The following is a 10368-nucleotide window of genomic DNA, read 5'->3' as shown; positions in this document are numbered from 1 at the left end:
GAAAAATTACTACAACAGAAGGAATTTTTAGCGGAGGAATAGCAGGTTTTGTGTCGGCTTTAAGCGGATTAGGCGGCGGAGTTATTATTATCCCAATTCTCACTTTACGTTTTAGGATTTCTTTAGTTAAAGCCAAGGTAATTTCTCTGGCTATGATTTTTCTAAGTGCTACAACAATGACGGTGAACAATTTAATCACTCAAGCACCACAAAGCATTGATGGTGTTAAAACAATTGGCTATATTATTCCGTCTTGCATTATTCCCATAGCTGTAGGCGTATTAATTGGTAGTCCTTTGGGTGTAAGATGGAGTACAAAATTAAAGCGCAAATACCTCGATATCCTATTTATGAGTTTTGTATTGATGGTTTTGATTGAGAAAAGCTATGGATTAATTAGCTCTTTTTTCTAGGTCGGATAAAGTAATTCTCTAATTTCCGCATAAAGCGATTCGTTTTCCTATCTTTAATCTCCTCATAAAGCACTTTGTAAATTTCCAGTACTTTGGCCGCAGAAATAATCCAAGCAAAATGCTCAATTCGTTTTTTTCCTTTAATAATTAACTGATTAGAATATATTCTATTCTTCAAAATCCGATTGATAGCTGCTGCAATTTCTTCAGGATTTAAAGGATCAACCAAAGCGGCTGCATCTTTGGCAATCTCGGGCATACAACTCACATTAGAAGTGATTACAGGAACGCCCGCCGCCATTCCTTCTAAAATTGGAATTCCAAAAGACTCGCGCAAGCTGGCATAAATAAACATTTTGCTAAAAGCATAAATCAATGGGATGTCCGTATTCTTAACATAGCCTATAAAACGAATATCTTTTTCAACATTTTTAGGTATATGAACTCCCATTAATCCAAATATATCAGATGGTGGTTCATCGGCTAAGATAAAAGGCAAAGGATTTGGAGAGCTTTTATGATAAATAATATAAGCTCTCAAAACATTTGGAAGATTCTTCTTGGGACTTGAATTTCCTAAAGCAAAAATATATTCCTTTGGTAAATTATACTTCTCTTTTATTTCGGGATACCTCGACTTATCAATATCCAAAAAACCATCGGCCATAGAGTTATAGATAACAAATAACTTATGGTTAAGTTCCGGATAACTCTTTAAGATAATGTCTTTTTCAGAATTAGAAACGGTTATTATACGCTTTGAAGATTTAAGAATAGAGGGGACTACCCAACGTCGATAAAAATTACCAACCAATTGATACATTGTTGATTGATAGGATACAAACTGAAAATTCTCGAGATAAATAATATCGTGTAAAGTTAAAACCAAGGGTGTTGTTAACCACAGCGGTGCAGTATTACTTGTACAATGTAGGATATCAAGTTTATAACGAATTACTTCTCGCGGCAAAATAAACTGTTCCCAAATATGATACGCTGCCTTTTTTGTACGAACAAGATGAAAATTACGAGAGGGAGTGTACCAATCGTCATCATCACCATCTTTCACAAAAATAAAATATTGATTTTCAGAATCTATTTCCTGAAGGTGCTTAATAAGCTCAATAGCGACAATATCCATACCGTGCTTTTCAAGCCTAAACAGTCGTTGGCCTTCAATCCCAATTCGCATAATTAATACTTTTGGTAAATATAAGTCTATTTTTTAAAAAAACAATAAGTAAACCTTATGGTGCTAAACGCTTTATTTCCCAACTATCTCCAATCTGTTTATAAAGAAAACGATCATGTAAACGACTCTCTCTGCCTTGCCAGAATTCGAACATATTTGGTCTCAGTCGGTAACCACCCCAAAACTTAGGACGAGGAATAATTTTGTCGCCTGTATTCCGCAAAAAAGTCTGATGCATCTTTTCCAATTTCACTCGGTCTTTAATCTCCTTGCTTTGTCTAGAAATCCAAGCTCCCGCCTGACTTTCTTTTGGGCGTTCTTTAAAATAATCCTCAGATATTTTATCTTCAACTTTCTCCACCGTACCCCAAACACGAATTTGCCTTTCCAATTCCGGCCAATAAAATAATATAGAAACCTTATTATTTGTTCTAATTTCCTCACCTTTATTACTATTATAATTTGTATAAAACACAAATCCATCAGAATCGTATCCTCTGATATACACTATCCTACTCGACGGAAAACCATCCTTATTAATTGTTGAAAGAGTTACTGCAATGCTATTAGAAACACCTAATTGTATGTAATCACCTATCCAATTTAAAAATTGCAGATACGGATCAGCTTGCATTTCGTCTTTTTTCAAAATATTTTTTGAAAAATCAGCATGAGAAAAAACCATAAAAATGAGTATATTTAACCTTAATTTTGTGCAAAATACATTTTTTATGCAACTTCCCAAACTCTTTAAAAAAAAGGAATGTTACAGAATAAGCTGGTTTGGTTTACTAATCATCTTATTCACAATCTTTCTTATTTCTTACTATATAAGAGAAAATATCTATAACTACCTCTCTCCCAACAAAACCATTAGTACAAAAGTATTGGTAGTAGAAGGTTGGATGGATGACTTTGCTCTTGAGGAAGCTTATAATATTTATGCAACAGGCGATTATGAAATTATTATCACTACAGGCGGGCCCTTAGACATTGGATATTTAGCAACAAACTTTATAAGTACTGCCGATTTAGCAAAAAATATTTTAATAAAATTAGGTGCCGACAGTACAAAAGTTTTTGCTGTTCCACGCAAGCATGTTTTAAAAAAGCGAACCTATCAATCGGCTTTAGCATTAAAGAAATTTATTGATATTAACTATCCGAATATAAAGAATTTCAACCTCGTTTCTTTAGGTGCACACAGTAAAAGAACATGGTTTTTGTTTCAGAAAGCGTTGCCTGATAAAGAAATAGGGATTATCGCCTTACGCGATCAACGTTTTGATCCTGAAAAATGGTGGGAAACAAGTAAAGGCTCCCGAACTATAATTACCGAAGCAATTGGCTATTTTTATGTGTTCTTTTTTATGTAGCTTACTAAAATTAGCTATTTTAGAGCATTATTATTTTTATATTTAATCCCAATTTAAAACAAGTGAAAATTAAAGCAATATATCTACTCATTTTTCTATCCCCTTTAATAAGCTTAAATATTCTATCACAGAATAATATTATTATTGACAGCCTTAAATCGGAAATAAAAAAAAGCACGGATATCCAAAATAAAATTGATTTAGACATGCAATTGTGTTGGATATTGCGGAACCAAAATCCCGAAGAAGCCATGTTTTACGGAAATTCTGCCATTGCTACCATTGAGGCTAACAAGCTGGATAAGAATTATTCGCAAGCTTTTAATTATTTGGGGGTTGTACACCGCAATAAGGGAGAGTATAATTATGCTTTAGACCTTTACAAGCAAGCTTTAAAATGGGCAATTAAAACTGATAACATAATTCAAACAGCCTACGCTTACAATAATATTGGAGGAATCTACACATTAACAAATAGTTATCCCGAAGCAATTGAATCAATAGAAAAAGCAAAAAAAATATTTGAAAAAGAAAATAATACTAAGGGTATTGGATATACATCGGTAAACTTAGGAAACCTATATAGACATCTAAAAAGCTTTGAAAAAAGCATGTATTATTTTAATGAAGCGGAAAAAATTAAAACTCAATTGAACGATACTATCGGATTAACCGTAATTAAACAATTAAAAGCAGATATACTGAAAGAGCAAGGAAAATTAGATGAAGCCGAACGGTTTTTACGTGAACTAAAACTTGAATATATACATAATAAAGATATAAAAGGCCAAGCAATTGTTACTAATGAGTTAGGTTTAATAGAGATGGGAAGAGGGAATAATTCTTTGGCTATTAAGCTATACTTAGAAGCAGAAAAAATCAATAAATCAATACAAAACAGACAAGGGTTGGCATACAATAATATCAATTTAGGACTTGCTTATTCAAACATAAATAAGTTTAAAATTGCATTAAATAAGATTAAACGGGGTTATGAAATAGGGAGTGCTTTGGGCGATAAACGTACTATTTTAATGACTCAGCAAGCTTTTGTAAAAGTATACGAAAAGCAAAAAAATTGGAAGGAAGCCTATAAAGCACAAAAAAAATACCTTAAAACATATAGTGAATTATACAATTTTGAGCAATCGGAACAAATTAAATCCATTAGAGATAAATACGAGAACGAAAAATACTTTATTGAGCAAAAATTATTAGAAGAAAAAAATGCCAATTTAGAACAAGAATTTACTTTCACAAAAACAAAATACAACTACTTAAAAATTAGCGGATTTTTTACTTTTATATTTTTACTTGCACTCTCCGTTATCTTCTTTTTCTACCAAAATAAGGTAAAAGAAAGTAAGAACGCTTCAAATTTAATAAGTCAGCAAAATGAAAAATTAAAAGAGGCTAACACTACTAAAGAGCAATTTTTATCTATTATCGGACACGATTTAAAAAACCCATTTAATTCGGTTTTGGGTCTTTCTAATCTCATTATAGATCAATGGAAATCCTTGGACGATGAAGAACGTTTTCAAATATCAAATGAGATAAACAGCTCCAGCCAAAGCATTTACGAATTACTCGACAACCTCTTAATCTGGTCTCGCACACAAAGCAGTAATATTATCAAAAGCCCAGAATTTTTTGATCTTAATGAAGCTATCAAAGACGTTTTTGAAATTTTTAAAAATCAAGCTAAATTTAAAAATATCAATGTCCGTTTAGAACTCAAAGGTCAAAAAAATGTATATGCCGATTCGAATATGATAGGAACTGTTATCAGAAACCTCTTATCGAACGCACTAAAATTTACTCACGAAAATGGTCAAATAGTAATTCTCACTCAACAAAAAGATGATATGGTAGAATTTTCTATTTCCGACAATGGCAAAGGAATTCTACCGGACGATTTAAAACGAATATTTGAAGATAAAGGACATAAAACCACAAAAGGCACAGCCAATGAAACCGGATCCGGACTTGGACTTTTACTTGCAAAGGATTTTATTCAACAAAATAACGGCTTAATTTGGGTTGAAAGTAAACCCGGAAAAGGAAGCTTATTTACTTTTACATTACCAACATCATAAAACCAATAATGAGGCATTTGAAAATTTACTATCTATTTATACTTTTAAACATCTTTAGCATATCGTGCCAAAACGAAGAAGCTAAAATCTACATTGCTAAAATTGAGCAACAAAGGAGTGAAAAAAATCGAGAATACAGCGACTCCTTAAAAAGTCCATTAAACCCAATTCATTTAGCTGAATTTAACGGTTTAGATTATTTTGATATAGACCCTGATTTCTGTGTTGAAGGAACTTTTGAACAAACTCCTGAAGAAAAACCTTTTGTTATGGCAACATCTACCGATCGAGCTCCCACTTATCGAAAATATGGTAATTTCCATTTTACTCTTAAAAACAAAGAATTTACTTTGGGTGCTTTTCAAGATATGGATTACATTGATGACACGGCTTATAATCAGTATCTATTTCTTCCTTTTCAGGATTTAACCAGCGCCAAAGAATCCTATGGTGGAGGCAGATATATCGATATCCTTATCCCCAAAACAAAGAAAATAACCGTAGATTTTAATTTGGCTTATAATCCTTATTGCGCTTACGACGACAGATGGTCATGCGTAATTCCACCGCCCGAAAATTTCTTAAATATTAAAATCCTTGCCGGAGAAAAAAAATTTCATTTAGCAACACATTAAAATCATTATGATGAAACGCTTATTTATTTTTCTATTTATCTTTTCCGTTCTAACTCTTTCGGCTCAGAACAAGAAGAGCTATAAGATAGAACTAAAAATTAAAGGCGTAGAAGATAGTGTTCTATATCTCGCAAACTATTATGGAGATAAAACTTTTTTAGTTGATACGACCGTAAGAAAAGGAAAAAACAATTATCTATTCGAAGGCAAAAAACATTTAGATGGCGGCATTTATATTATTGTAGGACAAGAGAAAAATACAATTTTTGAATTCTTAATCTCTGATAGTCAGCACCTAAAATTTGATTCTGATATGAAGAATCTAATTGAAGAAATGAAGGTGAAAGGCTCCAATGAAAACTCTTTATTTTTTGATTACCTCGCCCATTCAAACATACAATTCAAACAACTTAAAAGCTATCAACATCAGATTAAAAACTTAAATCACAATAACGATTCCATAGCCATTCTCAATAAAAAAATTGAAGAGCTAAACTCAGATATTGTTGACTATAAAGAGGCTATAATTGAAGCTTATCCTAAAGCTTTTATCTCCCACTTTTTTCTTGCTATGAAAAGCCCTGAGACAAATAAATCAATCATTATTTCAAAAGAAGATTCTATTTTGGCTTTTAAAAACTACAAAAAGCATTATTGGGATTATATGGATTTTAATGATGACAGACTTATCCGGACTCCTGTTTTTCACAATAAACTCGAATATTATTTTAATGCTGTTGCACATCCGGCACCTGATAGTCTGATAAAAGAAATAGACGCGTTTTTAAATCGCCTCGACGAAAAATCAAAATTATATGAATATAGTTTATGGCATTTAACACTTAAATTCGATCAATCGCATCGTATGGGTTATGATGCTATTTTAGTTCATTTTGCAAATAACTATTATGCAAAAGGAAAAGCACCCTGGCTTAATGCGGAAGTATTAAAAAACATTCTTACAGAAGCAAAAAAACGCAGTAATTCCCTTATAGGAAAAAAAGGACCAAATCTCGTTATGCAAAATTTAGATTTAAGTCCAATATCTATGTATTCTATTGATAAAAACTATACTATACTTTATTTCTGGGATCCAAAATGTGGGCACTGTAAAGTGGAAACGCCAAAGCTTTTAGAGTTCTACAAACAGAATAAAGAAAAAATGGACTTGGAGGTTTTTGCCGTTTGTGCCGACACAAATATGCAGACCATGAGAACTTATATTAATGAGCATAAACTGAATTGGATTAATGTAAATGGGCCACGAAGCTACACTCAAAATTTCCACGAATTATACAATGTTTACTCCACTCCTTTTATCTTTGTCCTCGATAAAAACAAAACCATTATCGCAAAGCAAATTAAAAGCAATCAACTTTTCGATTTTATTAGCAATTACGAAAAGATTAAGCAAAACAAGAAATGAAATATAATTTTGACCAACCTATTGACCGAAGCGATTCAAATTCAGTAAAATACGACCTAAGAAAAATTTATTTCGGCAAAGCCGATATAATCCCTTTGTGGGTTGCCGATATGGATTTTGCCAGTCCAGAATGCGTACAAAAAGCCATTGCTGAAAGAGCGAAACATGAAATCTATGGATACACTTTAAAACCTGATGGCTATAATACTTCTATTCAAAAATGGCTCAGTAAAAATCACGCTTGGAAAATTCCAAAGATCAATATTAGTTTCAGTCCAGGCGTAGTTCCCGGACTTGTATTAAGCATTTTGGCATTAACAAAACCAGGCGATAAAATCATTGTTCAAACACCTGTTTATTTTCCTTTTTTCATCAGTATTGAAGGAAATGAAAGAGAGATGGTCATCAATCCTTTAAAAGAAAATGATGGCTATTACGAAATGGATTTTGAGGATTTAAAATCAAAAATCGATTCCCAAACAAAAATGATTTTATTAAGCAGTCCACATAATCCTGTTGGTCGTGTATGGAAAAAAGAAGAATTAGAAGAGCTTGTGGATATTTGCGCAGCAAATGATATAATAATTGTGAGTGATGAAATTCATGCCGATCTGGTATTTGCACCCCACAAACATATTCCGATTGCTTCCATTTCAGAAAAAGCAAAACAGCAAACACTCACCTTTATGGCTCCAAGCAAAACCTTTAATATAGCAGGGCTGAGTACTTCTTTTGTCATCATTGAAAATGAAAACCTACGTAAAAAATATAACGCCATACTGAATAGCTTTCATCTTTTTCAAGGAAATTTATTCGGCAATGTTGCCACAGAAGCCGCATACAATTATGGGAATGATTGGCGTGAGCAGATGTTAGAATATACAGAGGGAAATATTGATTTCGTTTTTTCTTTCCTGAAGAAAAATATTCCTCAAATTCATTTCCTTAAACCAGAAGGCACTTATTTGCTTTGGCTCAATTTTAAAGCGCTTGAGATGAGCGACGAAGAACTAAAAGAATTCTTAGTTCACAAAGCAGGAATCGGTCTTAATTCTGGGAATATCTTTGGTGAAAACGGATCAGGCTTTATGCGCATGAATGTAGCTTGTCCACACGCGCTTTTGGAGAAAGCTTTGCTTCAACTTAAAACTGCTGTTGATTTATTGAATTAATTAGCTATACATCCCTATATTATCTTTATGCTCTGTGTCTTCGTGTCTTCGTGTCTTCGTGTCTTCGTGGTAAAATATAAATAACAAATCTAATTTTTCTTCCGCAACCTAGCCATATAAAATCCGTCAAAACCTTCGCTAGGCATCACTTTCCGTTCTTCTTCTAGGCTATACTTACCTTCGTTTTTAGCAAGAAAATGCTCTACTTGCTTTTCATTTTCCGAAGGCAAAATAGAGCAAGTTACGTACACCAATGCACCACCTGCTTTAAGCATCAGATGATAGTCATCCAAAATTTGCTCTTGCATTTTTTTATACTCTTCAATCTTTTCCAAACTAAGTTTCCATTTGGTATCGGCTTTACGGCGCATTACACCCAGACCGCTGCAAGGAGCATCTATCAACAAGACATCAGCACGAGCACTTAACTCATTCAAATCTTGCTCTTGAATCAAAAGTGGCGTTATTATTCTACAGCCCGCACGTTTAATTCTTTTGTCGAGCTCAATGAGTTTTCCCTCTTCAATATCCATCGAATACAGCTTGCCTCTATTTTCCATTTGAGCAGCTAAATGCAAAGACTTCCCTCCTGCTCCCGCACAAGCATCAATAACCGTCATTCCGGATTTTACCTGCGCAAATGGCGCAACTAATTGCGATGAAGCATCTTGCACCTCAAAGAAACCATTTCTAAACGTTTTTAACTGACTTAAATCCCGTCGTTTTTCCAAAACTAAAGCATCCGGAAAATCAGGAATTTCTTCAACTTCTACTCCTTCTTTTTTCAAAAGCAGAATCAGTTTCTTTTTCTCAATTTTTAATGTATTTACACGTAAAACGACATCGGCCATTTGATTTAAAGCGTTTATTTCTTTCTCCCAATTAGTACCCAATTCTTTTTTTCCCAATTCATTTAACCAATCTGGAATTGAAGCAGAATATTTCAACTCACTGCTGTATTTTTCTTTATTGCTTTCTATTGTTTTCCCATCAGGGATTTCTGGGACAAACCATTCTGGGAATTCCACTCCTTTATTCCGCAAATAAACACCCACAACCTTTGTATAGCGCTCAGTGTCTTGCTCTTCAATATCGCCAATCACCAAATACCAGCGCCACCAGCGCACAATATCATAAATACTCTCCGCAATAAATCGCCGATCTCTTGATCCCCAACGCCTATCGCTTTTAATCTGTTTTTTCACAACGCGATCAGCCAAAGCTCCGTTTCCGAAAATTTCTTCTAAACCATCAATTACAGCTTGTACAATATTTCTATGTAGTCTCATTATATTCTTCATTTATATGAAAATCTTTGTGACACTCTGCGTCTACTTTGTTATCCTCTGTGTAATAGCTATCACACAAAGAAACCCAAAGAACCACTGAGCTACACAAAGAAAAGTATTAATTCTAATAATTACAAAAAACTAAAATCTATTTAAAATAAACCTGATTCGAGCGTAAAATACGATGAATGGCCTCTTGAATTCGCATAGCATTATTAAAAATAAGTTCTTCATCCGTAGGAAAAGGAATTTGCTTGCTATTGATAAGCTCTTTTGCCTCAGTATCCAAAGCCCTCACATCGCCAATAGCACGTGCCGAAACGTGATGGAAAACAGTTTCTGTTCCAAAAGGTTTCTGTCCGATTAAACGCTCCACTGGATTCAATTCAAAAAATTCAACTTCGCCTGTAAATCGAGCTTCTTTATGTTGAATAGTTTCTACTAATGCACATTGCAAAGCTTTGTATTTGATTTTTTTGATATCGTTTCCTGCAGTATCTTTTTTCACATTTCCACGTGCATCCAAAACATATTCAAAACCATCTTCCACATTCTTCTTAAAAACACGGTCAATACTTTTCACATCATCAGGTGAAACCTGAACATTTTTGATTTTGACAAACACCAAATAATCATATTCTATTTGATTATTGCTATGCTTAAAAAAGTAGTGTACCCATTCGCTATTCAAACGCCTTGTATTTCCACCTACAATTTCTGCCATAAATTCAGGAGGAAAATTAAATAGACTTGTATTTTCAACTTT

At 33.4% G+C, this 10368-nt stretch carries 10 protein-coding genes; 6 read left to right on the top strand and 4 right to left on the bottom strand.

The genetic code is table 11. The annotated features are described in order from the left end of the window. Nucleotides 1-413: sulfite exporter TauE/SafE family protein (locus tag J7K39_00965; GenBank protein ID MCD6178450.1), on the top strand; the 413-nt coding region annotated here is incomplete at its 5' end. Here the strand turns inward: J7K39_00965 and J7K39_00960 are convergent. After that, nucleotides 397-1605, bottom strand: a complete 1209-nt coding sequence (locus J7K39_00960) for a glycosyltransferase family 4 protein (GenBank protein ID MCD6178449.1) — start codon at nucleotides 1603-1605, stop codon at nucleotides 397-399. The genes J7K39_00965 and J7K39_00960 overlap by 17 nt on opposite strands. A 55-nt stretch (nucleotides 1606-1660) precedes the next feature. Beyond that, entirely contained in the window at nucleotides 1661-2254 is a 594-nt protein-coding gene (pdxH, locus tag J7K39_00955) for a pyridoxamine 5'-phosphate oxidase (GenBank protein MCD6178448.1), read from the bottom strand. 82 nt (nucleotides 2255-2336) lie between these two features. Between pdxH and J7K39_00950 the strand changes: the two genes are divergently transcribed. The 5 genes from J7K39_00950 (at nucleotide 2337) to J7K39_00930 (ending at nucleotide 8313) form a co-directional block, all read left to right on the top strand. Then, the gene (locus tag J7K39_00950) at nucleotides 2337-2981 is read left to right on the top strand and encodes a YdcF family protein (protein MCD6178447.1); all 645 of its coding nucleotides are present in this window, start codon (nucleotides 2337-2339) and stop codon (nucleotides 2979-2981) included. Between the two features lie 62 nt (nucleotides 2982-3043). After that, entirely contained in the window at nucleotides 3044-5080 is a 2037-nt protein-coding gene (locus tag J7K39_00945; protein MCD6178446.1) for a tetratricopeptide repeat-containing sensor histidine kinase, read from the top strand. 17 nt (nucleotides 5081-5097) lie between these two features. Continuing rightward, nucleotides 5098-5715, top strand: a complete 618-nt coding sequence (locus tag J7K39_00940) for a DUF1684 domain-containing protein (protein ID MCD6178445.1) — start codon at nucleotides 5098-5100, stop codon at nucleotides 5713-5715. Nucleotides 5716-5725: 10 nt separating this feature from the next. After that, complete coding sequence (locus J7K39_00935) at nucleotides 5726-7141, top strand: redoxin domain-containing protein (protein MCD6178444.1); 1416 nt, start codon at nucleotides 5726-5728, stop codon at nucleotides 7139-7141. Continuing rightward, complete coding sequence (locus J7K39_00930; protein MCD6178443.1) at nucleotides 7138-8313, top strand: PatB family C-S lyase; 1176 nt, start codon at nucleotides 7138-7140, stop codon at nucleotides 8311-8313. Before J7K39_00935 ends, J7K39_00930 begins: the two co-directional genes overlap by 4 nt. Nucleotides 8314-8402: 89 nt before the next feature. Here J7K39_00930 and J7K39_00925 read toward each other — a convergent pair whose 3' ends face one another. Then, complete coding sequence (locus J7K39_00925) at nucleotides 8403-9602, bottom strand: class I SAM-dependent methyltransferase (GenBank protein ID MCD6178442.1); 1200 nt, start codon at nucleotides 9600-9602, stop codon at nucleotides 8403-8405. Between the two features lie 148 nt (nucleotides 9603-9750). After that, nucleotides 9751-10368 (bottom strand): hypothetical protein (locus J7K39_00920; GenBank protein ID MCD6178441.1); only part of this gene is annotated, 618 nt, incomplete at its 5' end.

It is taken from the genome of Bacteroidales bacterium, assembly GCA_021157585.1.
Classification (GTDB): domain Bacteria; phylum Bacteroidota; class Bacteroidia; order Bacteroidales; family UBA12170; genus UBA12170.
The sequence above is the reverse complement of the archived record's forward strand: the minus strand, read 5'-3'. Positions and strand labels throughout refer to the sequence as shown.